This window comes from Variovorax sp. Soil_C_19, assembly GCF_057657255.1.
Genome location: NZ_JBDGIV010000004.1, coordinates 188044 through 213450, shown reverse-complemented (window position 1 = coordinate 213450; position 25407 = coordinate 188044). Strand labels below are relative to the sequence as shown.

The following is a 25407-nucleotide window of genomic DNA, read 5'->3' as shown; positions in this document are numbered from 1 at the left end:
TCCTTCTCACTCAGGCCGCCGTGGCGCCGGCAGGCCGCTCGGGCGGCAGCTCGGCGATGGCCTTCATCTCGCGCTCGTGGCGCCACTCGATCACGGTCTTGATCACGAGCGTGACCAGCGCGAGGATCGCCAGCAGCGAAGCGACGGCAAAGGCCGCGACCGACTGGTATTCGTTGTAGAGCACTTCGACGTGCAGCGGCATGGTGTTGGTCTGGCCGCGAATGTGACCCGACACCACCGACACCGCGCCGAACTCGCCCATGGCGCGCGCGTTGCACAGGATCACGCCGTACAGCAGGCCCCACTTGATGTTGGGCAGCGTCACACGCCAGAAGGTCTGCCAGCCGGTCGCGCCGAGCACGATGGCCGCCTGCTCCTCGTCGGTGCCCTGCGCCTGCATCAACGGGATGAGTTCGCGCGCGATGAAAGGAAAGGTCACGAACACGGTCGCCAGCACGATGCCGGGCACCGCGAAGATGATCTTGATGTCGTGCTCGGCCAGCCAGGGCCCGAACCAGCCCTGCGCGCCGAACACCAGCACGTAGATCAGGCCCGCGACCACCGGCGACACCGCGAAAGGCAGGTCGACCAGCGTGGTCAGGAAGGCCTTGCCGCGGAACTCGAACTTGGCGATGGCCCAGGCGGCGGCCACGCCGAACACGAGGTTCATCGGCACCGAGATGGCGGCGACGATCAGCGTCAGGCGGATCGCGCTCCAGGCGTCGGGCTCCTTCAGCGCCTCGACGTAGGCGTCGACGCCCTTGCGCAGCGCCTCGGTCGCCACCGCGGCGAGCGGCAGCACCAGGAACAGGAACATGAACGCCAGCGCGATGCCGATCAAGAGCCAGCGCACCCATGCGGATTCGGTGGTGCCGGCCTGCGTGCGGCGGATGACTTTGGAGGGTGCTCCCATGTCAGGCTCCCGCCCTGTGGCGCTGCCACGCTTGCAGGCCGTTGATGACGAGCAGCAGCAGGAACGAAATGACCAGCATCACCAGCGCGACCGCCGTGGCGCCCGCGAAGTCGTACTGCTCGAGCTTGCCGATGATGATCAGCGGCGTGATCTCCGAGATCATCGGCATGTTGCCCGCGATGAAGATCACCGAGCCGTATTCGCCGATCGCACGCGCGAAGGCCATGGCAAAGCCGGTGAGCAGCGCCGGCGCGATCGAGGGGAAGATCACCTTGGTGAAGGTCTGCAGGCGTGTGGCGCCGAGCGAGGTGGCGGCCTCTTCGAGCTCTTTCTCGGCGTCTTCGAGCACCGGCTGCACCGTGCGCACCACGAACGGCAGCCCGATGAAGATCAGTGCCACCACCACGCCGGCCGGCGTGAAGGCGAGCTTGATGCCGTGCGGCTCGAGCCATTGCCCGATCCAGCCGTTACCCGCGAGCAGCGCGGTGAGCGAAATGCCCGCCACCGCCGTCGGCAGCGCGAAAGGCAGGTCGACCAGCGCATCGACGATGCGCTTGCCCGGAAACTTGTAGCGCACCAGCACCCAGGCCACGAGCAGCCCGAACACGGCATTCACCATGGCCGCGAGCAGCGAGGCGCCGAAGGTCAGCCGGTACGAGGCCATCACGCGCGGGGCGGTCACGGCCTCCCAGAACTGCTCCCAGGTCAGCGCGAAGGTCTTGAACACCAGCGCCGACAGCGGGATCAGCACGATCAGGCAGAGATAGAAGATCGAGAAGCCGAGCGTGATGTGGAAGCCCGGCAGCACGCGCTTGCTGGCCCCTGCCCTGTTCCCACGCGAAAGCGGCGCTCCCGCGGACGGGAGCGCCGAAGAGACAGCGCCGCTCATTTACTTTCCGCCGGGGGTGTAGAGCTTGTCGAACTGGCCGCCGTCGTTGAAGTGCACCTTCTGCGCCTCGCCGAGGCTGCCGAAGAGTTCCTGCACCGTGAAGAGCTGCAGCGGCTTGAAAGTGGCGGCGTGCTTCTTGAGTACCGCCTGCGAGCGCGGGCGCAGCGCATGCTTGGCCGCGATTTCCTGCGCCTCTTCGGAATAGAGCCAGTCGAGGTAGGCCTTGGCCAGTTCGCCGGTGCCCTTCTTCTTGACCGTGCGCTCGACGATGGCAACCGGGTTCTCGGCCACGATGCTGATCGACGGATAGACGGAGTCGACCTTGCCCGTGCCGAAGTCGCGGTCGATGGAGACCACTTCCGACTCGAAGGTGATCAGCGCGTCGCCGATGTTGCGCTGCAGGAAGGCGGTGGTCGCGTCGCGCCCGCCGCGTGCCAGCACCGGCACGTTCTTGAACAGCTTGCCGACGAACTCCGCCGCCTGCGCGTCGGTGCCGCCCTTCTTCTTGATGTAGCCCCAGGCCGCAAGGTACGCATAGCGGCCGTTGCCGCCGGTCTTCGGGTTGACGACCACCACCTGGACGCCCGGCTTGACCAGGTCGTCCCAGTCCTTGATGCCCTTGGGATTGCCCTTGCGCACGAGCAGCAGCATGGTCGAGGTGGTCGGTGCGGCGTTCTCGGGGAACTTCTTGTTCCAGTCTTTCGCAACCACGCCCGTGCTGGCGAGGAAGTCGATGTCGGTGGTGGTGTTCATGGTGACCACGTCGGCATCGAGGCCGTCGGCCACGGAGCGGGCCTGTGCGCTCGAGCCGCCATGCGACTGGTCGATCTTCACGTCCTTGCCGGTGGTCTTCTTGTAATGGGCCACGAAGGCGGCGTTGTAGTCCTTGTAGAACTCGCGCGCCACGTCGTACGACGCGTTGAGCAGCGTACTGGACTGCGCCAGGGCGCTGCCCCCCCCGAGAGCGGAAGATGCCAGCACGAGCACGGCGGTGAAGGTCTTGAATCTGGATTTCATGGTGTTGCGAAGGTCTTCTGGAAATGTCGCGGTCCGCATTCTGCCTGCAGTCCCGCCGCGACCCGGCTTGCACGGGTGCGGCAATCAATCTGGTCTGTGTGTCCTTGTGCCTGGTGGCGCCTGCGATTGTGCGAACGGCGGCGTCGATCCCAAACGAATATCTGCTTGTTTGGTTATGGCGTTTTCAACATAAGGCTAGTACATCGTGGTCGCCCCGCCGCTCAGGTGCTCGACCAGAAAGTCGATCAGCCGGCGCACCGCCGGCACCATCGCCCGCCGCGCCGGGAACACGATGTGCGCAATGACGGGCGCCGGCCCCCAGTCGGGCAGCACCCGCGCGAGGCGGCCGGCCTCGAGGTCGGCGCGGCACATGTAGTCGGGCAGCAGCGCCGCACCCACGCCCTCGAGCGCCGCGGCCTGGAGCGTGGCGAGGTCGTCCGCCACGTAGCGCGGCGTGTGCAGGTGCACGTGGCTCTCGCCGTTCGGGCCCTCGAGCCGCCATTCGCTGCGGCCTTCGCCGTTGGCGGACATGGCGGCGGTCGGCAGTCGCGCAAGGTCGGCCGGCGAGGCGACCGGCCCCAGCCGCTGCAGCAGGTCGGGGCGGGCCACCAGCACGCCTCGGCTGGTGCCCAGCACCTTGGCGACCAACGTGGTGCTGTCTTCGATCTCGGGGCGCACGCGAAGCGCGATGTCGATGCCCTCCTCGATCAGGTCGACTGGCCGGTTCATCACGCGCATGTCGACGCGCACCGCTGGGTAAAGCGCCATGAAGCGCGGCAGCAATTGCGCGAGCCCGCTGTGGGCGATGGTGATCGGGCACGCCAGGCGGACCGTGCCGCACGGTTCGGTGTGCACCTGCGCCACCGCTTCGGTCGCGGCCTGCGCCGCGTCACGCACCGCGGCTGCATGGCGCAGAAAGATTTCGCCGGCCGGCGTGAGCGACAGCCGGCGCGTACTGCGCTGCATCAACTGCACGCCGAGCCGCGCTTCGAGCTCGGCCACGCGGCGCGACAGGCGCGATTTGGGAATGCCGAGCGCCCGGCTGGCCGCGGCAAAGCCGCCGCGCTCGGCCACCTCGGCGAAGAAAACCATGTCGTTGAGATCCTGCATGGGTCGAATTGTCCTGCAATTGGAACGATGTAGTCAAAAAATGGCTACTTATCACCCACTCGCACCAAAAATAGAATTACTCATCGCCGGTCACGTTTCGAGCACCGGCCCCTCACACACAAGAAAGATTGATCATGAAGTTGCTCCACGTCGACGCCAGCGTTCTGGCCGCCGGTTCGGTTTCGCGCTTGCTCACGGCCGAGACCGTGGCCGCCTGGAAGGCCGCGCATCCTGATACCACGGTCGAGTACCTCGATCTCGCCGCCGACGCACCGCCGCACTTCGGCGCCGATGCGCTGGGCGCGAAGATCGGCATGCAGGCCCAGCCCACCGAAGCCCAGCTGCGCGAGAACGCCCTGTCCGAAAAGCTGGTGAGCCAGTTTCTCGCCGCCGATGTGGTGGTGATCGGTGCGCCGCTCTACAACTTCTCGATCCCGACCCAGCTCAAGGCCTGGATCGATCGCCTGGCCCAGCCCGGCCGCACCTTCAAGTACACCGAGACCGGCCCCGTAGGCCTGGCCGGCGGCAAGACGGTCATCGTGGCCTCGAGCCGCGGCGGCGTCTACTCGACCACCGAGGGCGGCCAGGCCACGGAGCACCAGGAAAGCTACCTCAAGGTGATCTTCGGCTTCTTCGGCATCACCGACGTGCGCTTCGTGCGCGCCGAAGGCGTGGCGATGGGCGATGCGCCCAAGGCTGCGGCGCTGGCCGCGGCGCGCAGCGACATCCTCGCGGCCACGGCCGAGGCCGCGAACCAGAAGAACGTCGCCCAGGCGGCCTGAACCACGACACCCGGCGGCTTCAGGCCGCCGAGTGGGCCTTGACCCAGGCCACGTACTTGTCCATCCAGCCCTGCAGGAATTTCTTTGTTCCTTCGTTGCCGATGTGTCCGCGGTCGTCGAACAGGTCGTCCTTGGCCTGCAGAAACACCTCGGGCGCACCGAGCGTGGGCGCGTCGAGGTAGGCCAACACGTTGCGCAGGTGCTGCTGCGCCAGCGCGGTGCCGGTGGCGCCCACCGACACGCCGAGCACGCCGGCCGGCTTGCCGCCCCACGCGCTCTGTCCGTAGGGCCGCGAGGCGTGGTCGATCGCGTTCTTCAGCACCCCCGGGAACGAGCGGTTGTACTCGGGCGTCACGAACAGCAGGCCCTGCGCCGCCGCGATCTCGCTCTTGAGCCGCCTCACCGAAGGCGCCTGGTTGCCGTCGTCGTCCTGGTTGTACAGCGGCAGGTCGTCGATGCGCACATGCTCGAAGGTGAAGTCCGAGGGCGCCAGGTGTGCCAGCGCGAGCGCCAGCTTCTGGTTGAACGAATCCTTGCGCAGGCTGCCGACGACGACAGCGATCCGGGTCTGGCTCATGGATGAGTCTCCTAGAAAGGGGGGATAAAAAGAAAAGGGCCGGTCCGCAAGATTATGCGAAGCCCCAAGACCTTTTCGATGAAAGCGCTTCGCCCGGGCTGGCTTTGTGCCACGCCCAGCAGGCACGCGCGATCGAAGGCATCATGGCCCGGGTCTATTCCTTGATGCTGGAGCGAATCGCATGAGATTTCTGATGGTGGGCGCCGGCGCGCTCGGCGGCTATTTCGGTGGACGGCTGCTCGAGGCCGGCCGCGACGTCACCTTCCTGCTGCGGCCCCGCCGCGCTGCGCAGATCGCCCGCACCGGGCTGGTGGTGCAGAGCCCGTTCGGCAACCTGAACCTCCCCTCGCCGCGGCATGTACTCGCCGAGGACATCGAGGCGCCCTACGACGTGATCGTGGTCGGCAGCAAGGCCTACGACCTCGACGCGACGATGGATTCCTTCGCGCCCGCGGTCGGGACCGAGACCGTGATCCTTCCGCTGCTGAACGGGATGGGCCATGTCGATCGGCTGGCCGAGCGCTTCGGCGGCGAGCGCGTGCTTGGCGGCCTCTGCATGATCTCGGCCACGCTCGACGACGAAGGCCGCGTGCTGCACCTGAACGACCTGCACGGCCTGCGCTTCGGCGAGCGCGCGGGCGGGCGCTCGGCGCGGGTCGACGCGATCGCCGCCCAGTTCGCCGGCGCCGGCTTCGACGCCAGCCTGAGCGAGGACATTTCGCAGGACATGTGGGAGAAGTGGGTCTTCATCGCCTCGGCCGCGGGCCTCACGAGTCTGATGCGCGCCAGCATCGGCGACGTCGTGGCCGCGGGCGGCCGCGACGTGGCGCTCGCGATCTTCGATGAATGCTGCGCCATCGCGGCGCACAACGGCTTTGCGCCGCGCCCCGCCGCCATCGAGCGCGGCCGCGCCATGCTGACCACCGCCGGTTCGCCGATGACCGCCTCGATGTACAAGGACATCGTGCGCGGGGCGCCGGTGGAAGCCGACCACATCGTCGGCGACCTGCTCGGCCGGGCGGCGCCTGCCGGCGCCTCGTCTGCGCCCTCGGTGCTGCGCACCGCCTACGTCCACCTCAAGGCCTACGAAGCGCGCCGCGCGAACGCGTCCGCCTGAAGCCTGAAACGCCCACGCGAACGCAACCGCAAGCGCCGATGACCGGCCGCATCGCATTCCTTCACACCGCGCAGGTGCATGTGCCGAGCTTCGAGCGCCTGGTGCGCGAACTCGCGCCCGAGGTGGAGGCCGGGCACCTGGTGCGCGAAGACCTGCTGCACGAGGCCCGTACCGCCGGCACCGACCACCCCGCCCTGCCCGCCAAGGTGCAGGACGCCATGCGCGAGGCCGCCGCTGCCGATGGTGCGGCGGTGGTCGTGTGCACCTGTTCCACCCTCGGCGACATCGCCGAAAGAACCGCCACCGGCGGCGCCTTTGCGGCCCAGCGCATCGACCGCGCGATGGCCGACCGCGCGGTGCGCGCGGGCCCGCGCGTGTTGGTCGCCGCCGCGCTCGAGAGCACGCTCGAACCGACCCGCGCGCTGGTGCTGTCGGCAGCCGCACAGGCCGGCGTGGGCGTGCGGCCGAGCCCGTTGCTGGTCGCGGGTGCATGGGCCCATTTCGAGGCCGGCGACACCGCGCGCTACATCGAGGTGCTGGTCGACGCGATCCGCGACGCCGCCACGGCAGCCGACGTCGTGGTGCTGGCCCAGGCCTCGATGGCGCCCGTCGCCGACGAACTTGCCGACCTCGGCATCGAGGTGCTCAGCAGCCCGCGGCTCGGCGTGGCGCATGCGCTGGCCACGCTGCGCGCCGCGCACCGGGCGTGGGATGCCGACCCGGTCGGCGGCGCCCTCAATCTGCCTTGAGGATCGTCTCGCCCCTGAGCGCGCCCATGTCGCGGATGTTGAGGCGGTGCCGCTTCCAGCCGTCCCAGGTGCGGCGCATGTGCGTGATCGAGATGAAGTAGTAGAGGACCTTGAACATGCCGAGCGCGCGCCAGATCGGCGTGCCGCGGTAGATGTCGCCGGCCAGCAGCGACATCAGCGCCTCCTTCACGCGGAACGGGTTGCCCGGATGCATGAACATGTCGCGGATCGTGGGGTTCGTCACGCGGTAGATGAACCACGAGTATTCGCGCGGGCCCTTGCGCATCATGGTCTCGAAGTCGCGTCGCGCGGCGGCCAGCGCGGCGGGACGGTCGAGCGCCGTCGCCACCAGTTCGGCGCCGTCGAAGGCGCTGTGCATCGCCAGGTACACGCCCGACGAGAACATCGGGTCGATGAAGGTGAAGGCATCGCCGAGCAGCAGATAGCGATCGCCCGTGGCGTGCGTGCTCGAATACGAAAAGTTCCCCGTGGCGTGCACCGCGTCGTCCACCAGCCTCGCGTTCTTGAGCCGGTCCGCGAGCACCGGGCACAGCGCGATGGTGTCGTAGAAGAAATCCTTCAGCGGCTTGTCGCGCGTCTTCAGGTAGTACGGCCAGCAGACCGCGCCCACACTCGTGGTGCCGTCGGCGAGCGGAATGAACCAGAACCATCCGTGCGCGAACCAGCAGATGCTGATGTTGCCTTCCTTCTTGCCTTCGAGCCGCTCGGCGTTGGTGAAATGGCCGAACAGCGCGGTGCTGTTGTGGTCGGGGTTCTTTTCCTTGCAGCGGAATTTGTTGGCCAGCAGCGTGTCGCGGCCCGTCGCGTCGACCACGAAGCGCGCACGCCAGCTGCGCTTGGCGCCGTCGTCCATCACGGCCTGGACCGTGGCGCCCTCGGCGTCGAAAGCCACGTCGCGCACTTTGCAGCCTTCGATGGTTTCAGCGCCACGCGTCGCGGCATGGCGGAACAGCAGTTCGTCCAGCTCCGAGCGCCGCACCTGCCAGGCCGAGTCGAGCGACCTGTCCCAGCCCTCGGCAAAGTCCACATAGCTGCGGTGCTCGTGGTCGGGCGACACGAACTCGATCCCGAACTTCGGCATGCCGATCTTCTCGACCTGGTCGCGCACGCCGAGCTTGTCGAACAGCTCGACGTTCGCGGGCAACAGCGATTCGCCGATGTGGAAGCGCGGGTGATGCTCCTTTTCGATCAGCACCACCTGGCGGCCCTGCTGGGCAAGCAGCGCCGCAATCGTGGACCCGGCGGGGCCGCCGCCGACGACGAGAACGTCGCAGGAATCAGCAGGGTCGGAGGGCAGCTGGGCGGAAGCTGGAGGTTGGGACATGCGAGGACAGGCTAGGTGGTCAAGGACCGCAAAGCATAGCCTGCACCGCCGGCACTCCGCAAAGTCGGCTAAGCGGCCGGCGCACCGAGGCGGCACACTCCGCCAATGACAGCGCCCCGAGCCGAACATGAATACCGCGAACGCGTGGCACGCGTCGTCGCCGCCATCGTCGCCGATCCGATGGCCGAGCACCATCTCGAGGATCTAGCGCGCCTCGCGCACTTCTCGCCTTTTCACTTTCACCGCGTCTACCGGTCGGTGGCAGGCGAAACCGTGGCGGCGACCGTGCGGCGGGTCCGCCTGGCGCTCGCCACCCAGCTGCTGACGCGCGGCGGCCATAGCATCACGGACGTGGCGCTGAGCGTGGGCTATGAAAGCCCGCAGGCCTTCACGCGCGCCTTCGGCCAGTTCGCCGGGCAATCGCCGCGCGCATTCCAGCAGCAGATGCACGCCGTGGTCCTCAGCCCCGCCCTAACCGCCTCCGAGGTCGGGCCGGTGCCGGAGGTGCGAATCGTCGAGCGCCGCGCGCAGCCGGTGCGTGCGCTGCGCCATCAGGGCCCGTTCTCCACCATTCCCCACACGCACCGCCAGCTGCATGCACATGTCGGAACGCGCAGGGTGTCGGACTGGTTCGGCATCTCGAGCGGCGATCCGGAAGCGCAGCCCGAGTTTCTCTACTACGTGGCAGCGGCCTCGGCAGATCCGTGGCCACTCGGCGACACCGCGCTCGAATCGCTCGACGTTCCCGGCGGCCTCTACGCGGTGCATACCCTTGCGGGCCCCTACACCCGCATCAATTCCGCTGTCTACGCGCTCTACGCGCGCTGGCTGCCGGGCAGCGGCTACGAGCCGGACGACCGCCCGACGCTGGAACGCTACCTGAACTCACCGCACGAGGTCGCACCGGCCGCGCTGCGCACCGAACTGCTGATTCCCATACGGCCCGCTCGCTGACACGTAATCAAGCCTTATCCAGAACACGGAACATTTCATGCCGCTCTTTTTTCTGCGCTCCTTGCTGACATTCGTCTGCCTCGCCGCGCCCATGGCACAGGCCGCGGGCTTCGACACGTTCGAGATACCGGCCAGCGCGGAAGGCCCGGCACTTCGCTCGGCGGTCTGGACGCCGTGCGCCAAACCGGCTGCTGAGTTCCAGCTTGGCCCCTACGCCCTTCGAGGCGTGCGCAACTGCCCGGTTGCGACCGAGTCACGGGCGTTGCCGCTGGTCGTGCTGTCGCACGGCTACGGCGGCTCTTTCCTCGGCCACCACGACACGGCCGAAGCGCTGGCGAATGCAGGATTCGTCGTCGCTGCCATCAACCACTCCGGCGACAACTACCAGGTGCGCGGCGGACCGGCCGACAGCATTGCAGCGCTCGCGACCCGCACGACAGACATCCGGCGCCTCATCGACCACATGCTCCGGCAGTGGCCCGGGCATGCCGTGCTCGACGAGCAACGAGTCGGCTTCTTCGGCTTTTCCAGGGGCGGCTACACAGGCCTCGTGCTGATCGGCGCACAACCGGATTTCTCTCGGCTGTTGTCGCTTGCTCCATCCCTCTGCGCGTCGGCCTCGAAGGCTCCAGCTTGCACGTCGATGCAGCAACGCTACAACGAACTGCTTGCCACACCGCTGGTGCGCGACGCCCGCATCAAGGCCGCCGTCATCGCCGATCCGCTCAGCATGGTGTTCGATGCCGCGGGCTTGAAGAACGTCAAGACCCCCGTGCAGCTCTGGGCCTCCGAGTACGGCGGCGACGGCGTAACGCCCGAAAGCGCGATGGCTGTCCGACACAACCTGCCCGTTATGCCCGATTGGCACCGAGCGGACAAGGCCGGGCATTTCGGCTTTCTCGCACCGTGCACGCCAGCGCTGCTCGCCTCGGCGCCCGAGATCTGCCGTGACGGACCAGGTTTCGACCGCGCGGCTTTCCACGCCGGCTTCAACGCCGAAGTCGCCGCCTTCTTTCGGCGCCACCTCGCCGCGGAGCGCACGAGTTCGCCCCCGTAGCGCTCATCAGGCGGCGGCACCTCTGGGCGCGTTCTGCAGCGTCGCCTGCGTCACGCTCGCCCCCGCCGGCACGTCCTCGGTAACCCAGACGTTGCCGCCGATCACCGCGCCCTTGCCGAGCGTCACGCGTCCGAGGATCGTGGCGCCGGCATAGACCACCACATCGTCCTCCACCACCGGGTGCCGCGGCAAGCCCTTCTGCAGGTTGCCTTGGGCATCTGTCGGAAAGCGCTTGGCGCCGAGCGTCACCGCCTGGTAGAGCCGCACGCCCTTACCGATGACGGCGGTCTCGCCGATGACGATACCCGTGCCATGGTCCATGAAGAAGCCGGCATCGATCTGCGCGCCGGGGTGGATGTCGATTCCGGTCTGCGCATGCGCGAGTTCGGCCACGATGCGCGCGAGCAGCGGCAGGCCGAGCTTGTAGAGCTCGTGCGCGAGCCGGTGGTGGATCATCGCGAGCACGCCCGGATAGCACAGCAGGACCTCGTCCACGCTGCGCGCGGCCGGGTCGCCGTTGTAGGCCGCGAGCACGTCGCTGTCGAGCAGGCGGCGCAGCCTCGGCAGTTCGCGCGCGAACTGCAGCACGGCCGCAGCAGCAACCTCGTCGATCTCGACCGCCGAGCGCGGTTCGTGGCGCGCGTTGAAGTTGAGTTCGAGCCGCGCCTGTACCAAAAGTGTCTGCAGCGCAGTGTTCAGCGTGTGGCCGACGTAGAAGTCCTCGCTCTCGTGGCGTAGCTCGGGCGGTCCGAGCCGCATCGGGAACAGCGCGCCCTTGAGCGATTCGACGACCTGCGCCAGCGCATCGCGCGACGGAAACTCGCGCGCGCCGGGCTCGCGCGAGCGACGCTGCGAATCGCGCCATTCGTTGCGTGCGTCATGCAGCGCGTGGACGATGCCGCTCAGTTCGAATTGAGCCATGTGTTCCTTGCTCCCGTGTGTTTCGAGTTGCGTCCGGTCCGGTCCCGCGCAGGCGACTGGATGGACCTGGCCACCACCACTATAGGAGGGTCGCGGCGACCGTGCATCGTCGCCAAGGCGTCTACGGCCGGCAGTGTGTCATTCGGGTTTCACTGCCGCACCGGACGATGGGGCGACGATCCACTTTCCCCCATGCATTCATGAAGCTTCGAATCGCCGCCCTCGGTGCAGTGGCGGGCCTGCTGGCCAGCCCGGCCTTCGCACTCAACATCTTGGTCGTCAACGACGACGGCCTGACCAGCAACCTCAAGGCGCTCTACGAAGCGCTGAAGGCCGACGGCCACGATGTCATCGTCTCGGTCCCCTGCACCGGCCAGAGCGGCCGCGGCGCCGGCATCGTCATGTACAGCACCGTCACCATCGTGCCGGACGATGATGCAACCCAGGTCAACAAGGAAGGCGGCTGCCACAACGGCGCGGCCAAGACGGGCGAGCCGGCGGTCGGCCCCTTTACCAAGGCCGGCTACACGAACGGCGACTACTTCTACGCGCACGGGACGCCGGTGATGGCCACCATGTACGGCCTCGACGTGCCTGCCAAGGCGCGCTGGTCGAAGGCACCCGACCTCGTGCTGTCGGGCCCCAACGAAGGCCAGAACGTCGGGGGCATCATCAACAGCTCGGGCACGGTCAGCAATGTGCAGTTCGCGCTCGGCCGCGGCATTCCGGCCATCGCCCTGAGCGCCGGCGCCGACACCACCGACAACGCCGGGCTGGCCAACGCCTACTCCCAGGTGGTTGCCGCGCACACGGTCAAGCTGGTGAAGACGCTGCAGGCCAAGGCCGGCAATGGCCCGCTGCTGGCCGGCGGTGTGGCGCTCAACGTGAACTTCCCGAACGCCCCCACCCCCGCGATGACCTGGGCGTTCTCGCGCATCGGCACCTACAACCTGTACAACCTGGCCTTCCGCAACAGCCCGCCGTACGGCCTGGGCGGGCTGGCCGGCAGCGGCACGCCGACGCCCGAGCAGGCAGAGGACGAGTCGCTTGTCATCCAGTCGAAGATCGCGGTCTCGGCGATGCAGTTCGGCTTTGAGCACCGGCCGGCCGGACAGCAGTGGCTGCGCCTGCGCCTGCGCGACCTGTTTGCCGAATGAGGTCCGCCGCATGAAGCGACTCTCACTCTGTGGCGCGGCCACGGCGGCCCTCCTCGTCCTCTGCGCATGTGGAGGCGGCGGCGGCGGTGCATCCGCGGTGTTCCCGCCGGTCGCGCTGCCCACGCAGCCGGAAGCACCCGGTGCTGCCGAAGGGCCTCGGGTGTCGGTAGACGAACTGGGCAGCGGCACGTATGCCGTGAGCATCGGCGACGCCGATGCGCCGACCGTCGGCAAGTACTACGCTGCGGCCGACGGGACGCGGCTGCTGGTGCTCGGTGGCCATGACGACATCGCCAACCAGTCCTACCGCCGCGCGGCCGAACCCGCGGCACGCTGGATCGCCGTGCCGGCGCCGGACCAGGACGTGGCCGTCACGCTGCTCCAGCACCACACGCTGAACACGGCCGAACTTGCCGCGGCGACACTGGCCGGGCGCTATGTGTCGCAGGTCGCAGCCGGGGAAGCCACGGCCTTCAGCATCGCGGCCGACGGCCGGCTGTCGGCGGAACCGGGTTCCGACTGCAAGCTCAGCGGGAGCCTCGCGGCAGGCGTGCTGCCGGGCACGCTCCTGCTCGACCTGCACACGCACGGCTGCGCCGCGCTGCCGGCCTCGGCCAAGGGCGTGCTGGTGGCCGACGCCGACTACGCGCCGGCGCGCTTCCGACTCCTGGCGGACAACGGCGAGCGGCTGATCGACATCTGGGCCTACGCCGAGTAGGAGAACGGCGCCTCGTGCACACCACACCGGGCTCGTCGAGGCGCCTCCTGTCCTGCTTGCCTACTTCTGCTTCGCGGTATAGATCTGGTCGAACGAGCCACCGTCGGCGAAGTGCGCCTTGTCGGCCTTGGCCCAGCCGCCGAACGCCTGGTCGATGCTGACCAGCGTGAGCGTCGGAAACTGCTTGTCGTATTTGGCCCTGGCCTTCTCCGACGTGGGCCGGTAGAAGTTGCGGCCCGCGATGTCCTGGCCTTCGTCCGAATAGAGATAGTTGAGGTATTCCTCGGCCACCGCGCGGGTGCCCTTCTTGTCGACCACCTTGTCGACCACCGCCACCGTGGGCTCGGCCAGGATCGAGAGCGGAGGCACCACGATCTCGAACTTCTCGGTGCCGAACTCCTTCAGCGCCAGGAAGGCCTCGTTCTCCCAGGCCAGCAGCACGTCGCCCACGCCGCGCTGCACGAAGGTGATGGTCGAGCCGCGCGCGCCGGCGTCGAGCACGGGCACGTTGCGGAACAGGTTGCCGACGTATTCCCTGGCCTTGTCGTCGCTGCCGTACTTGCGCCGCGCGAACTCCCAGGCGGCCAGGTAGTTCCAGCGCGCGCCGCCTGAGGTCTTGGGGTTCGGCGTGATCACCTGCACGCCGGGCTTGGCCAGGTCGTCCCAGTCCTTCAGGCCCTTGGGGTTGCCCTTCTTCACGAGGAACACGATGGTCGAGGTGTAGGGCGCCGAGTTGTGCGGCAGGCGCTTCTGCCAGTCGGACTTGACCACGCCGCCATGGGTGACGAGCGCATCGATGTCGCCGCCGAGCGCGAGCGTCGCCACGTCGGCGTCGATGCCGTCGATGATCGAGCGCGCCTGCTTGCCCGAGCCGCCGTGCGACTGCTTGACCGTCACGTCCTGGCCGGTCTTGGCCTTCCAGTATTTGGCGAACGCACGGTTGTAGTCGACATAGAGCTCGCGCGTCGGGTCGTACGACACGTTGAGCAGCGTCACCGGGCCGGCGCCCTGCTGCTTCTGCGCGAACGACGGCAACGCCGTCAGGGCCATGGCGCCGGCCAGGCCGGCACCGAGGGAAAGCTTGATAAAGTCGCGGCGGAGGCGCATGGTGTCTTGCTCAAAAAGGCATATCGATGAAGCCACGTATTCTCAATAAGGCATATGGAAACGGGAACGACCGAGTTCTCAGTTCTAAATAGCCAAATCAACTAAGGCCTGTCAGCAGGCCTTGGCAACCACTTTCCCCACCAAAGGCAATTCAAAAATGGCACGCATGGTTCAGTGCATCAAGCTCGGCAAGGAAGCCGAAGGGCTCGACTTCCCGCCCTATCCCGGAGAACTGGGCAAGCGCCTGTGGGAAAACGTCAGCAAGGAAGCCTGGGCTGCCTGGCTCAAGCAGCAGACGATGCTCGTCAACGAGAACCGGCTGAACCTTGCCGACCTCCGCGCACGCCAATACCTGGCCCGGCAGATGGAGAAGCATTTCTTCGGCGAAGGCGCCGACGTGGCACAGGGCTACGTGCCGCCGCCGTCGAACTGAGCCTGCCTTGGCCGCCGAGCCCGTCGCCTGGCGCGCCGACGGCCTGCCGTTCAGCGAACGCTTCGGCAACCTCTATCACACCGAAACCGGGGCACTGGCGCACGCGCGCCATGTGTTCCTCGACGGCTGCCGCCTGCCACAGGCGTGGACGGGGCGACCGCAATGGCGGGTTCTCGAAACCGGCTTCGGGCTGGGCCTCAATTTCCTGACAACCTGGCAGGCCTGGCGTGCGGACGCCGGCAGGCCCGGGATGCTGCACTTCGTCTCGGTCGAGGCCCATCCCGTCGCTGCCGACGACCTGCGTCGCGCCGCCCGGGCCTACCCCGAACTCGCGCCCCTGGCCGCCACATTGGCCGGCCAGTGGCATGGCCTGCTGCCGGGCTTTCATCGGCTGGCATTCGACGACGGCCGCGTGCTGCTCACGCTCTGCATCGGCGACGTGCAGCCGATGCTGCGCGTCCAGCGCTTCGAGGCCGACAGCATCTTCCTCGACGGCTTCAGCCCGCAGAAGAACCCGGCGATGTGGTCGCCCGAGACGCTGAAGGCCGTGTCGCGCTTTGCCCGCCAGGGCACCGGCCTCGCCACCTCGACCTCTTCGCGCGCAGTGCGCGATGCGCTCGCGCAGAACGGCTTCCAGATCGAAACACGCCCGGGCCTTTGCTCCGAACGCGACGGCCTTGCCGCCGAGTTCGCACCCGCCTGGACCGTGCGGCGCCGCGACCCGCCGCCGGCGCAGGCCGAACCGGGCCGCTGCGCCGTGGTGGGCGCTGGCCTGGCGGGGGCCGCCGTGGCCGCGAGCCTGGCGCGGCGCGGCTGGCAGGTCACGGTGCTCGATGCGGCCGACCGGCCCGCGGCGGGCGCTTCCGCTCTTCCAGTGGGTTTGATGGCGCCACATGTGTCGCCCGACGACGCGCTGCTCTCGCGGCTCACGCGCGCGGGCATTCGCGCCACCTGGGCCGAACTCGAACGCCTGCTGCCCGAGGGAAGTGACTGGCGCGCCAGCGGCGTGCTCGAGCGCCGGCCCGACGGCGACCTTCGCCTGCCGCCCGGCTGGCGCGAGGACGGCCTGAACGAGTCGTGGCGCGCGAGCGCCGCGCGATGCGCCGAAGCGGCGCTGCCGGCCGACGCGCCCGCGCTACGGCATGCGCGCGCGGGCTGGGTGCGCCCGGGCCGATTGGTCGAGGCCTGGCTGCGCACACCGGGCGTTGCTTTTTGCGGCCGGTCGGCCGTGGCGCAGTTGGTCCGCGGTGGCACCGGCTGGCAATTGCTGGACGCGGCGGGCACGCTGCTGGCCGAAGCCGATCGCGTGGTGATTGCGGCCGGGCATGGATCGCATCTGTTCGCCCCGGCGCTGCCGCTGCAGCCGGTGCGTGGCCAAGTCGCCTGGGGCCTTGTTTCCGGTGCGCCCGTGGCAGGCGCCCTGCCCGCCGTGCCGCTCAATGGCGACGGCCACCTGATCGCCAGCGTGCCCGAGCCCGACGGTGCCCAGCTCTGGCTCGCGGGCGCCACCTACGACCGCGACCGCACCGACCTGGCGCCCGACCCGGCCGATGCTGCGGCCAACCGGGCGCGGCTCGAACGCCTTGCGCCCGCCGCCGCGGCCGCGCTGGCGCCGGCCTTCGAAGGCAATGAGGCCAGGGCCTGGGTCGGCATTCGTTGCGCCTCGGGCGACCGCCGGCCGCTGGCCGGTCCGCTCGGCGAGCCCGGTCTCTGGACCTGCACCGCCCTGGGCTCGCGCGGCCTGAGCTTTGCGGCGCTGTGCGCCGAATTGATCGCGGCGCGCTGGCACGGCGAGCCGCTGCCGCTGCCCGCCAGGATGGCCGAGGCGCTGTGCACTTCGCGCACGCAGGGGCCCGCCATCGATTCCGCAACATAAGTCCGGCCACACGGGTCCCGCGCACCGACAAGGCCGCAGAATGCGTCGCATGGCCATCCACTACGACATCATCCACACCACCGTCTACCGCTACAAGAAGCCCGTGAGCTTCGGGTTGCACCGCGTGATGTTCCGCCCGCGCGACAGCCACGACCTGCGCGTGCTGGCCACCGACCTGCAAGTGAGCCCCGATGCGATCACACGGCTCATCCAGGACCCGCATTCCAATTCGGTGGCCATGGTGCAGCCGCTCGGCGATGCGACCGAGCTGCGCATCGTCTGCGCCTTCACGATCGAGCATGTGCCCGCGCAGCAGGACCATCTCGCGCTCGATCCGTCGGCCGAATACCTGCCGTTCGCGTACTCGGTGCAGGAGCGGCTCGACCTCGAGCATTACCTGCGCCCGCACCACGACGACGACGATGCCGGCACGCTGATCCGGTGGGCCCACCAGTTCCTGCATACCGACCAGCCCAACAGCACGCGCGAAGTGCTCACGCGCATGAATGCGCACATCGGCGGCAGCTTCAAGTACATGGCGCGCGACGCCGAAGGCACCCAGACGCCGCTGCAGACGCTGGCGCTCGGCAGCGGCAGCTGCCGCGACTACGCGCTGCTGATGATGGAAGCCGCGCGCCGGCTGGGCATTGCGACACGCTTCGTCTCGGGCTACATCTACGACGCCGCGCTCGACACCGCCGCACGCGCGCACGGCGAATCGATGACCGGCGCCGGCACCACGCATGCCTGGCTGCATGCCTACCTGCCGGGCGCCGGCTGGCTCGCCTTCGATCCCACCAACAACCTGATGGGCAGCGGCCAGCTGATCCGCGTCGCGGTCTCGCGCGACCCGGCGCAGGCCGCGCCGATCTCGGGCAGCTGGTATGGCGAGCCCGATGCGTTCGAGAGCCTCGAGGCCACGGTGGTCGTGACCAAGCGCGACGCCTGAGCGCGCGCCGGTTTGCGCCGGCTGTCGCACAGGAGATAGCAGGTACGGGAAAGCCCGGGCCGGGCAGCGGGCCGACGCCTCTACGCTGCCCCGCCGGTCCAGCGAAATAGCACGGTCGTTCTCGACGGAACGCCAGGCTGCGCTGCGCCGGGCATCTTCTTCTCAGCACCCAAGAACGGAGACAGACACCCCATGCATTCCGCGCGCCTGACACTTCTTGCCCTTGCAGCCAGCCTTGCCGTCGCATCTTGCGGCGGGGGCGGCGGAGGCGGCAACGGCTTTGCCTTCCTGCCCGTGCCACCGCCCGCGCCGGCGCCCGAACCGCCGGCACCGCCTCCGCCGCTGCCCGAAGAGACGCGCCTGCAGGACAGCCGCAACGCCTTCGCCCCTGCCGACCCGTCGGCCACGACTTTCGCGGCGCTCGCCGCCGATGCGAGCGATACGGTGGACAACAGCACCACCAGCCGCTGGGCCGGGATGATCGGCGGCGCGCAGTACCGCGTCGAGGTGCCCGCCAACTGGAACGGCAAGCTCGTGATGTACGCGCACGGCTACGCCGGCGAAGTCAATGTGCTGTCGGTGAGCAATCCCTCGATCCGCCGCCACCTGATCCAGAACGGCTATGCCTGGGCGGCATCGAGCTACAGCAAGAACTTCTACGACGTGCGCGTCGGCGTCGAAGACACCAACGCGCTGGCGCTGGCCTTCAACGACATCGCCAAGACCAACGGCCGCGAGCTGGCAGCCCCTTCGAAGGTCTTCATCACCGGCCACTCGATGGGCGGCCACATCACGGCCGCCGCCATCGAGGACGAGACCTACGCCACCGCCAACCACAAGATGAAGTACCACGGCGCGGTGCCTATGTGCGGCGTGATGGGCGACACGGAGCTGTTCGACTATTTCGCGGGTGCGCAGGTTGCAGCGCAGGCACTGGCCGGGCTGCCCAGGTACCCCACCGTCAACTGGTCGGACATCGCGCCGCAGGTCACGCAAGCGCTCTACACCACCTTTCCGAGCGCGCCCACGCCCACGGGGTTCAAGTTCGGTTCCGTGGTGAAGAACCTGACCGGCGGTGAACGCCCGATGTTCGACCTGGGCTTCACCGCGGGCGGCTCGTTCGGTGCGGTGTGGGGCACGTTCGGCAGCGACGGCACGGTCAACGGCATCCTCAACAAGAGCACGCTCGACACGAATCGCTTCACGTACGCCATCGACGGCGACGAGCCCGGTACCCTCGCGCTGAACAATGCGGTGCTCAAGCTCACCGCGGCGCCCGACGCCAACCGCCTGCGCACGGATGGCCTGCGCTGGATTCCGAAGGCGAACGGTGAGTTCAGCGTGCCGGTGGTCTCGTTGCACACGCTCGGCGACCTCTACGTGCCCTTCAGCATGCAGCAGATCTACCACCAGCGCGCGGCCGCCAAGGGCAATAGCGGCTGGCTGGTGCAGCGCGCCATCCGCGGCATCTCCCACTGCGACTTCACCATCGCCGAACAGGTCGAGGCTTTCGACGCGATGGTGAACTGGGAAGCCGACCCGGCCCAGAAGCCGGCCGGCGACGACGTGATGACCGCCGCCACGGTGGCCGCGCCGACCTACGGCTGCACCTTCACCCGGCCGCTTGGCGCGGTGGACGAAAGCGGCACCAGCAAGGCCACGCGCCCGAACGCGGCCGCGGCGCGCCCCTGCTGATCGGCGCGTGACCCGGCGCGGGCGGCATCGCCGCCGTCCGCGCCCCATCGATCGCTGCTCAGCTTGCGCCGCGCACGCAAAATGGCGGCAATGAGAAAAGACATTCCGAACCTGGGCGCGCTGCAGGCCTTCGAAGCCTCGGCGCGGCTCGGGAGCTTCACGCGCGCGGCGGCCGAGCTGGCGCTCACGCAAAGCGCCGTCGGCCGGCAGGTGGCCATGCTCGAGCAGCGGCTGGGCGTTGCGCTGTTCTCGCGCGTGCGGCAGCGCCTCACGCTGACCGACACCGGGCGCGAATACGCGGCGCGCATCCGCCGCCACCTCGACCAGATCCGGCGCGACACGCTCGAGATCAGTGCCGGCCACGACATGGGCTACGTGCTCGAGATCGCGGTAGTGCCCACCTTCGCGACCCAGTGGCTGATCCCGCGGCTGCCCGACTTCGGCCACGAGCACCCGAACATCACCGTGAACCTGTCGGTGCGCACGCAGCCCTTCTCGTTCGAGGACAACGCCTACGACGCCGCCATCTACTTCGGCGAGCAGTCCTGGCCCGGCACGCAGGGCGGGCTGATCTTTACGGAGGGCGAGATGGTGCCGGTGTGCAGCCCCGCCTTCCGCGACGCCAACGCCCCTTGGGACGAAGCCACCTTCGCGCGCTGCCGCCACGTGCACCTGGGCACGCGCGCGCAGGCCTGGCGCGACTGGTATGCGCAGCAAGGGTGGGACTACACCGTGCAGGCCTCGCGCGGGCCGCGCTACGAGCTCTTCACCATGGTCACCGCCGCGGCCGCAGCGGGCATGGGCATCGGCCTCGCGCCGCGCATCCTGGTCGAGCGCGAGCTGCGCACCGGCGAACTCGTGGTTCCGATCGACCGGCACCTCGACGTGCGCCAGGGCTACTACTTCGCGCATCCCGAAGACGGCCCACCATCGGAGGCGCTCGCGCACTTCAAGCACTGGGTGCTCGCGCGGCGCGACAGCGCCAGCTGATCCGGACAGGCATTTCATGGAGCCGCCTCGCGCGCCCTCGTCTCCTTCTCGCCGTGGCCGGTGGCTCGGACTGGCCCTGTGCGCCGCGCTCGCCGCAGGCGTGTGGGCCGTCGCGAGCGGCAAGGTCGAAATTCCCGAGCGCTTCAACCCCTGGGCGCCGCTCGATGTCGCGGCCGCGCCCGACTGGCTCACCGACTTCAAGCTCGCCCGCGCCCGGCGCGACCCCGCGCGCTGCCTCGCGGCTCTGGCCCAGACCGGCATGCAATACGACCAACTGCCCGACCGCGTCACCGGCCCCGGCTGCGGCTTCGAGAACGCTGTGCGGCTGCGCGGCGCGGGCGTGCGCCTGGGCACCGTGCCCTCGTTGAGCTGCCCGATGGCGCTCTCCTTCTTCATGTGGGAGAAGCATGCGCTGCAGCCGGCCGCCCGCCAGCACTTCGGGCAATCGGTGGTGGCCATCGACCACCTCGGCAGCTATGCCTGCCGCAACATCAACCGCGGCGAAGGCGCCGTGCCGGGCGCTTCGCGCAGCCGCCATGCGACGGCCGATGCGCTCGACGTTGCCGGGCTCACGCTTGCGAACGGCCGACGCATCAGCGTTCAGCGCGACTGGACGACGGCCGGTTCGAGCAATGCGGGCACGCCTGCCGCGCTGCTGCTGCGCGATGCGCACCAGGGCGGCTGCCGCTTCTTCGATGGCGTGCTCGGGCCTGAGTACAACGCGGCGCACCGCGACCATCTTCACTTTGAAACGGGTGGGTTCTCGATGTGCCGCTAGTGGCGTGCGGCACTGGTGGCGACCGAGTGGGTTGCCGCAGCCGCCGCTTGTGCCTAGCATGCAAGCGTGCATCCCCAACCCGTGCCTGCCAGGAGAAAGCCGTCATGCAGCTACGCACCGCGCGCATTTTTGTTCGAGACCTGCCGGGCGCATCGCGCTTCTACGAAGAGGTGCTCGGCCTGCCGCTCAGGGCCGGGCAAGCGCAGCAAGGCTATTGCGTGTTCGACGCCGGCCCCTTGAGCCTGGTCGTCGAGCACGTGGACGCGGATGCCCCCGCGGAGGACCAGGTTCTCGTCGGGCGTTTCACCGGCTTGTCTTTCGACGTGGCTGACGTGCAGTCGACCTACCAGTCGCTGTCCTCGCGCGGCGTCGCGTTCTCGGGACTCCCGGAGCGCCAGGACTGGGGCGGCATCCTTGCGACGCTGCGCGATCCTGCCGGAAACGAACTGCAGCTGGTGCAGCAGCCCGCGCGATAGCGAGCACGGCACGCGGGCGCCTCAGTCAATCGCGTCGCGCCACAAGCCCGTATCGGTGATCTGCTGCAGCCCTGAAAACCGCGTCCCGTCGTATTCCCAGAAATGCGCAAACGGAGCGTTCAGTACTTTGCCGGTTTCCCTGGCAGTGCCGCTGTAGGTGCCTCGGACGATCAGCATTTCGCCTGCATCGAAGAACTGGTCGACCTTCACATCGAGCTGGAACAGCTGGTCGACCAGCGCCCATGCCTCGCCCATCATTGCGTGCAGACCGCTGTAGCTCTTCCCCAGGCCTCGTGGCAGGCCGGGAGATAAACGGCCCCTGAAGTCGTCGCTAAGCAATCGTTGCAGCGCATCGGCATCTCCGCTGTTCAGCGCCGCGTACAGATCGTTGCCATTGGTCAAGATGTTGATCATGAACAGACTTTTCCGGTCAGCATTTCACCCTTCATCGCACCACCCGCCGCAGCGCGATGTACAGCGGCAATGTGAAGGCGAGGCCGATTCCGAATGTCAGCACGACATAGACCCACGGCCGACGAACACCCGCGGCGGGTGCATCTTGCAGCACCCATACCGAGAACGCCGCAGCCGCCAGGTAGACGTCCCAGGTGATGCCTGCGACCAGCTTGTTGGCCGACACGGCGGCGATGAAAGACGCCGGCGCGAAGCTGCCGCCGCTCAGGAGGAACCCGATATTGAAATACCAGGGAACCACCAAGCCGAAGAGTGCAAGGATGAAGAAGGCAAGGTTTCGGTTCGTCAGCGACATCCAGGCATCCTATGAACCCTGCGCTGCGGCCGATAGGAAAAATCCGACATCGGCCTGTACGCTACTGTCACTGCGCCGTACCTACCGCAAGCGCCCAATTTTCCGAGTCACGCTGGCGAGCGCTTTCAACCAGTGAGCGCAGCGAAGCGCCGGCCAACATGCGCAGGTCGCGTGCCATGTGCGATTGGTCATAGTAGCCATGCTGCAATGCGAGCCCTGCGCCTGTCGCGCCTGTGGCAAGGGCGTCGCGCAGCAATCCTTCCGCGCGGGCTACGCGCTGGAACAGCTTCGGCGTCAGGCCGAAGGTCCCGGCGAACACTCGCTCGAACTGCCTCGCGGAGAGGCCCACGGCATCGTGAGGAGACCCTCCCCGCAGGGCCGCCTGCTGCAGTCGCGCCGCTCGACGCGCCCGCTGGCAATGCACTTCCTCGCGGAGGCGCTGGCGTGCGAACGCCAACAACGATGCCAAGCGCCTCTGTGGGATTGTTTCTGCCCTGATGCATTCGACCAGCCGCGGCCAGGCGTAGCCGAAAACGTCAGCCGCATCGGCAAACTGGTGCGGAAGGGACAGCGGGCTCGCTTGCAGCAGCCCCAGCGTCCCCGGCGGCTGCAACCGCAGCCCGGCATAGCACAGCCGAGGCGTGCGATAGAGCGTGAGCGGCACTGCGCGAGCGGTGCCCACGAACCCGGCAGGAAGCGGAACAAACGCACCCGACGGCGCCTGGACGAAGAACTGGCCCTCGAGAACCAGAACCAGCCCCCCCTCGACCAGCGCGGGAAAGTGGCAGGGTACCGGTTGCGTGCCCGGGGTGTTGAAGCAAAGGTGCACCGCCATCGAAACCCAGGCGCTCACCTCGGGATACGGCCGCGCGACATGGAGTTCCATCGGCGAATTATCGGACTCGCGCGCCCTCGGGGAAGTGCATCGGTTGAACCCTCTGCCGTCCATCCGTTTGCACTCTTTCGACCCAAAATGACAAAAAGTTTTCTTTTTTGTCTTATATTTGAAAAGAAGTTTTCACGAACACCCGGTACGGGTTCACCATCCACGCATGAACGGCACCAACGTCGACTCCAACGGCACCACCGTGGCCCAGCGCATCGCGCAAGCGCTGCCGCGCCTGACGCGCTCGCACCGGCAGGTGGCCGACTACGTGCTCGAGCATCCGCTGCAGGTGGCCACGTTGCCTATCGACGAGCTGGCTGCGGCCGTGGGCGTGTCGATTGCCACGGCCAACCGCTTTGCGCGCGCGCTGGATTTCGACGGCTACGCCAGCTTTCGTGCCGAGCTGGTGCGGGGGTTCGAATCGCTGGTGGCGCCGGTGGAGCGCTTGCGCGGCAACCTCGAGCGGCCCACCACGGTGGCCGAAGTGTTCGCCACGGCGCTCGACGAGAGCCGCCGCAACATCGAGGCCACGCGGCAGTCGCTGGACCACGCGGCGTGCGAGGCCGCGGTGGCGCGCATCGGCCAGGCCCGCTCGATCTACATCGCGGGCTTCGGCGCCAGTGCGTGGCTCGCCGGGCTGCTGCAGCACGGGCTCGACGGCAGTTGCAACGACGTGCGGCTGCTCTCGAGCGTGAGCGGCGTCACGCACGCCGCGCGCACGCTGATGCATGCGGGCCCGCAGGACCTGTTCATCGCCCTGACCTTTCCGCGCTACCTGACCGACACGGTGGCGCTGGCGCAGATCGCGCAGCGCCAGGGCTGCGCGGTGCTGGCGCTGACCGACCGCCCCAGCTCGCCGCTCGCGCCGCTGGCCGACGTGGTGCTCTATTGCCAGACCGAAACCAGCTACCGCCCGAACTGCGAGACCAGCGTGCTGGCGCTGATCGAGGCGCTGACCAGCGCGGTGGCACTGCGCGCGCCCGGCGCGGTGCAGTCGGCGAGCCGAATCTTGCAGGCGGTGCGGCCGTGGCTGCACGGCGGGCAGGGGCTGGCCCGGGGCGCGGTGGCGCCCCGGCAACCCGCCGAAGCTGCCGCGCCCTCCGCACCGAAGCGCCGCAGCAGCACGAAGCAGAAAAAGAAAGCCAAACCATGACGAATCGAACGCCCGTCATCGCCATCCACGGCGGTGCGGGCACCATCAGCGCAGCCACGACCGGCCCGGGCCAGGCACAGGCGTATCTCGACGCGCTGGACGGCATCGTGCGTGCCGCGCAAGCCTTGCTGTTGAAGGGTGCCCCGGCACTCGATGCGGCCTGCCTCGCGGTGGAGCTGCTCGAGGAATGCCCGCTCTTCAACGCGGGCCACGGCGCGGTGTTCACGCACGACGAAACGCACGAGCTCGACGCGGCCGTGATGGACGGCGCGACGCTCGCCGCGGGCGCGGTGGCCGGTGTGTGCCACATCCGTCGGCCGGTGCGCGCCGCGCGCGCGGTGCTCAACGACGGCGCGCACGTGCTGCTGGCCGGCGCGGGCGCCGAAGCCTTTGCGCGGCAGCACGGGCTCGAGATGGTGGAACCCTCGTTCTTCTCGACCGAGGCGCGCCGCCAGCAGCTGCATCGCGTGCGCGACACGGGCCGCGTGGTGGTCGACCACGAAGGTGCCGCGATGGCCGCGGCCACGCCGCTCGACGAAGACCGCAAGTTCGGCACCGTGGGCGCAGTGGCGCTCGACGTGCACGGCCACCTCGCCGCGGCCACCTCGACCGGCGGCATGACCAACAAGCGCGTGGGCCGCATCGGCGATTCGCCGCTGATCGGCGCGGGCACCTATGCCGACGACCGCACCGCGGCCGTGTCGTGCACCGGCAGCGGCGAAATGTTCATCCGCGTGGCGGCCGCCTACGACGTGTGCGCGCGCATGGCCTACGGCGGTGCAACCCTGGCGGCGGCAACGCACGCGGTGGTGCAGCAATCGCTGCCGGCCATCGGCGGCACGGGCGGGCTGATCGCGCTCGACCGCCACGGCAACCTGAGCCTCGCCTTCAACACCGAGGGCATGTACCGCGGCCATGCGCGCGGCGGCGAAACGCCGGTCACCGCCATCTTCGCCTGACCCCCACGCCCCACTTTCATTCCGCTTCGC

The 25407-nt window shown here is 68.5% G+C and carries 27 protein-coding genes; 16 read left to right on the top strand and 11 right to left on the bottom strand.

Going from position 1 to position 25407, the window contains the following annotated elements; translation table 11 throughout:
• Positions 1–10: 10 nt before the first annotated feature.
• From cysW to AC3A6R_RS10745, 4 genes are all read right to left on the bottom strand, one after another.
• Entirely contained in the window at positions 11–913 is a 903-nt protein-coding gene (cysW, locus tag AC3A6R_RS10760; protein WP_487862588.1) for a sulfate ABC transporter permease subunit CysW, read from the bottom strand.
• Between the two features lies 1 nt (position 914).
• Positions 915–1802 (bottom strand): sulfate ABC transporter permease subunit CysT, encoded by an 888-nt coding sequence (gene cysT, locus AC3A6R_RS10755; protein ID WP_487862587.1) that lies wholly within the window; start codon positions 1800–1802, stop codon positions 915–917.
• Positions 1803–2819, bottom strand: a complete 1017-nt coding sequence (locus tag AC3A6R_RS10750) for a sulfate ABC transporter substrate-binding protein (RefSeq protein ID WP_487862586.1) — start codon at positions 2817–2819, stop codon at positions 1803–1805. It abuts the gene before it with no gap.
• A 195-nt stretch (positions 2820–3014) separates the two neighbouring features.
• Positions 3015–3929: a LysR family transcriptional regulator gene (locus AC3A6R_RS10745; protein ID WP_487862585.1), complete on the bottom strand. Its 915-nt coding sequence runs from the start codon at positions 3927–3929 to the stop codon at positions 3015–3017.
• Positions 3930–4063: 134 nt separating this feature from the next.
• On the opposite strand from AC3A6R_RS10745, the gene AC3A6R_RS10740 reads away from it, so the two are divergent.
• Complete coding sequence (locus AC3A6R_RS10740; RefSeq protein WP_487862584.1) at positions 4064–4711, top strand: FMN-dependent NADH-azoreductase; 648 nt, start codon at positions 4064–4066, stop codon at positions 4709–4711.
• Between the two features lie 19 nt (positions 4712–4730).
• On the opposite strand, the gene AC3A6R_RS10735 is transcribed toward AC3A6R_RS10740, so the two are convergent.
• Positions 4731–5288 (bottom strand): NADPH-dependent FMN reductase, encoded by a 558-nt coding sequence (locus AC3A6R_RS10735; protein WP_487862583.1) that lies wholly within the window; start codon positions 5286–5288, stop codon positions 4731–4733.
• 181 nt (positions 5289–5469) lie between these two features.
• Here AC3A6R_RS10735 and panE point away from each other — a divergent pair, with 181 nt between their 5' ends.
• On the top strand, positions 5470–6405 hold the full coding sequence (gene panE, locus AC3A6R_RS10730; protein ID WP_487862582.1) for a 2-dehydropantoate 2-reductase: 936 nt from the start codon (positions 5470–5472) through the stop codon (positions 6403–6405).
• A gap of 38 nt (positions 6406–6443) precedes the next feature.
• Positions 6444–7154, top strand: a complete 711-nt coding sequence (locus tag AC3A6R_RS10725) for an Asp/Glu/hydantoin racemase (protein WP_487862581.1) — start codon at positions 6444–6446, stop codon at positions 7152–7154.
• On the opposite strand, the gene AC3A6R_RS10720 is transcribed toward AC3A6R_RS10725, so the two are convergent.
• Positions 7141–8499 (bottom strand): NAD(P)/FAD-dependent oxidoreductase, encoded by a 1359-nt coding sequence (locus AC3A6R_RS10720; RefSeq protein ID WP_487862580.1) that lies wholly within the window; start codon positions 8497–8499, stop codon positions 7141–7143. The two genes, AC3A6R_RS10725 and AC3A6R_RS10720, sit on opposite strands and share 14 nt — an antisense overlap.
• Before the next feature lie 105 nt (positions 8500–8604).
• Here AC3A6R_RS10720 and AC3A6R_RS10715 point away from each other — a divergent pair, with 105 nt between their 5' ends.
• Complete coding sequence (locus AC3A6R_RS10715; RefSeq protein ID WP_487862579.1) at positions 8605–9453, top strand: AraC family transcriptional regulator; 849 nt, start codon at positions 8605–8607, stop codon at positions 9451–9453.
• A 37-nt stretch (positions 9454–9490) separates the two neighbouring features.
• A complete protein-coding gene (locus AC3A6R_RS10710) occupies positions 9491–10510 on the top strand; it encodes an alpha/beta hydrolase family protein (protein ID WP_487864403.1) in 1020 nt (339 codons plus the stop codon).
• A 6-nt stretch (positions 10511–10516) separates the two neighbouring features.
• Here AC3A6R_RS10710 and epsC read toward each other — a convergent pair whose 3' ends face one another.
• Complete coding sequence (gene epsC / locus AC3A6R_RS10705) at positions 10517–11431, bottom strand: serine O-acetyltransferase EpsC (protein WP_487862577.1); 915 nt, start codon at positions 11429–11431, stop codon at positions 10517–10519.
• Positions 11432–11631: 200 nt separating this feature from the next.
• Here epsC and AC3A6R_RS10700 point away from each other — a divergent pair, with 200 nt between their 5' ends.
• Positions 11632–12588 (top strand): 5'/3'-nucleotidase SurE, encoded by a 957-nt coding sequence (locus AC3A6R_RS10700; protein WP_487862576.1) that lies wholly within the window; start codon positions 11632–11634, stop codon positions 12586–12588.
• A 10-nt stretch (positions 12589–12598) separates the two neighbouring features.
• Complete coding sequence (locus AC3A6R_RS10695; protein WP_487862575.1) at positions 12599–13306, top strand: hypothetical protein; 708 nt, start codon at positions 12599–12601, stop codon at positions 13304–13306.
• 60 nt (positions 13307–13366) lie between these two features.
• Here the strand turns inward: AC3A6R_RS10695 and AC3A6R_RS10690 are convergent, their stop codons facing one another.
• The gene (locus AC3A6R_RS10690) at positions 13367–14413 is read right to left on the bottom strand and encodes a sulfate ABC transporter substrate-binding protein (RefSeq protein ID WP_487862574.1); all 1047 of its coding nucleotides are present in this window, start codon (positions 14411–14413) and stop codon (positions 13367–13369) included.
• Between the two features lie 157 nt (positions 14414–14570).
• Between AC3A6R_RS10690 and AC3A6R_RS10685 the strand changes: the two genes are divergently transcribed.
• The 7 genes from AC3A6R_RS10685 (at position 14571) to AC3A6R_RS10655 (ending at position 21610) form a co-directional block, all read left to right on the top strand.
• Positions 14571–14846, top strand: a complete 276-nt coding sequence (locus AC3A6R_RS10685) for an oxidative damage protection protein (RefSeq protein WP_487862573.1) — start codon at positions 14571–14573, stop codon at positions 14844–14846.
• Between the two features lie 7 nt (positions 14847–14853).
• Positions 14854–16722 (top strand): bifunctional tRNA (5-methylaminomethyl-2-thiouridine)(34)-methyltransferase MnmC2/FAD-dependent 5-carboxymethylaminomethyl-2-thiouridine(34) oxidoreductase MnmC1, encoded by a 1869-nt coding sequence (gene mnmC / locus AC3A6R_RS10680; protein WP_487862572.1) that lies wholly within the window; start codon positions 14854–14856, stop codon positions 16720–16722.
• Between the two features lie 49 nt (positions 16723–16771).
• Positions 16772–17671: a transglutaminase family protein gene (locus AC3A6R_RS10675; RefSeq protein WP_487862571.1), complete on the top strand. Its 900-nt coding sequence runs from the start codon at positions 16772–16774 to the stop codon at positions 17669–17671.
• 192 nt (positions 17672–17863) lie between these two features.
• On the top strand, positions 17864–19366 hold the full coding sequence (locus AC3A6R_RS10670) for an alpha/beta hydrolase family protein (RefSeq protein WP_487862570.1): 1503 nt from the start codon (positions 17864–17866) through the stop codon (positions 19364–19366).
• A gap of 90 nt (positions 19367–19456) precedes the next feature.
• Entirely contained in the window at positions 19457–20356 is a 900-nt protein-coding gene (locus AC3A6R_RS10665; RefSeq protein WP_487862569.1) for a LysR substrate-binding domain-containing protein, read from the top strand.
• 16 nt (positions 20357–20372) lie between these two features.
• The gene (locus AC3A6R_RS10660; protein WP_487864402.1) at positions 20373–21134 is read left to right on the top strand and encodes an extensin-like domain-containing protein; all 762 of its coding nucleotides are present in this window, start codon (positions 20373–20375) and stop codon (positions 21132–21134) included.
• A 104-nt stretch (positions 21135–21238) separates the two neighbouring features.
• The gene (locus AC3A6R_RS10655; protein WP_487862567.1) at positions 21239–21610 is read left to right on the top strand and encodes a VOC family protein; all 372 of its coding nucleotides are present in this window, start codon (positions 21239–21241) and stop codon (positions 21608–21610) included.
• 21 nt (positions 21611–21631) lie between these two features.
• Here AC3A6R_RS10655 and AC3A6R_RS10650 read toward each other — a convergent pair whose 3' ends face one another.
• From AC3A6R_RS10650 to AC3A6R_RS10640, 3 genes are all read right to left on the bottom strand, one after another.
• On the bottom strand, positions 21632–22024 hold the full coding sequence (locus AC3A6R_RS10650) for a nuclear transport factor 2 family protein (protein WP_487862566.1): 393 nt from the start codon (positions 22022–22024) through the stop codon (positions 21632–21634).
• 31 nt (positions 22025–22055) lie between these two features.
• Positions 22056–22379 (bottom strand): DUF2834 domain-containing protein, encoded by a 324-nt coding sequence (locus AC3A6R_RS10645; RefSeq protein ID WP_487864401.1) that lies wholly within the window; start codon positions 22377–22379, stop codon positions 22056–22058.
• A 67-nt stretch (positions 22380–22446) separates the two neighbouring features.
• Positions 22447–23265, bottom strand: coding sequence for an AraC family transcriptional regulator (locus tag AC3A6R_RS10640; RefSeq protein ID WP_487864400.1), 819 nt, complete (start codon positions 23263–23265; stop codon positions 22447–22449).
• A 166-nt stretch (positions 23266–23431) separates the two neighbouring features.
• Here AC3A6R_RS10640 and AC3A6R_RS10635 point away from each other — a divergent pair, with 166 nt between their 5' ends.
• Both AC3A6R_RS10635 and AC3A6R_RS10630 read left to right on the top strand, forming a co-directional pair.
• The gene (locus tag AC3A6R_RS10635; protein WP_487862563.1) at positions 23432–24418 is read left to right on the top strand and encodes a MurR/RpiR family transcriptional regulator; all 987 of its coding nucleotides are present in this window, start codon (positions 23432–23434) and stop codon (positions 24416–24418) included.
• Positions 24415–25377 (top strand): isoaspartyl peptidase/L-asparaginase family protein, encoded by a 963-nt coding sequence (locus tag AC3A6R_RS10630; protein WP_487862562.1) that lies wholly within the window; start codon positions 24415–24417, stop codon positions 25375–25377. Before AC3A6R_RS10635 ends, AC3A6R_RS10630 begins: the two co-directional genes overlap by 4 nt.
• Positions 25378–25407: the final 30 nt, after the last annotated feature.